The 493-nt window shown below is 47.9% G+C and carries 1 protein-coding gene; it reads left to right on the top strand.

Translation table 11 applies throughout. The features are described from left to right. Positions 1-190, top strand: a 190-nt coding sequence (locus tag D7Y13_RS50045; protein WP_208734584.1) for a hypothetical protein, incomplete at its 5' end; no start/stop codon positions are given. Positions 191-493: the final 303 nt, after the last annotated feature.

Here is a 493-nt window from a genome sequence, read left to right as displayed (position 1 = left end):
GCTGCTGATCGTTTTCTCGGCGTTACTCCTCGTCGTTCTGACATTTAGCTTCAAACCACGACCAGATGCACCAAAACACAGACGAGTGGAGGTAGACGACGTTTACACACTTGCCGAAATTAATCGCCAAAAGCAGCCTGCCTTTAGCCAAGCTTCCCAAAAGCACATCATCTTTGGATTCAACATATAGCTGTCGCCACAGAGCTTAGGACATTGGGATTAAAGGGGATGTGGGAGCTTTGCCCCCAGCCAGGGGGTTCCACCCCTGCACCCCGTCCTAACCAATATGGCTATGACTAGCCTAATTTAGATTTTGAATAGGCTAGGATGAGCGTAAGCATAAGCTACACGAGGCCTCTGTTGTGGTCTTACAGCCGCTCAAAACAAATTGAGCTTGATAGTGGTGCGATCGATTTCAGTACGCTGATCAACATTTTTACACTCGTGGACAACTGGACAGTACAACGATGAACACTTCCACTCAAAGAAAGGG

It is taken from the genome of Corallococcus praedator (genome assembly GCF_003612125.1).
GTDB lineage: Bacteria > Myxococcota > Myxococcia > Myxococcales > Myxococcaceae > Corallococcus > Corallococcus praedator.
The sequence above is the reverse complement of the archived record's forward strand: the minus strand, read 5'-3'. Positions and strand labels throughout refer to the sequence as shown.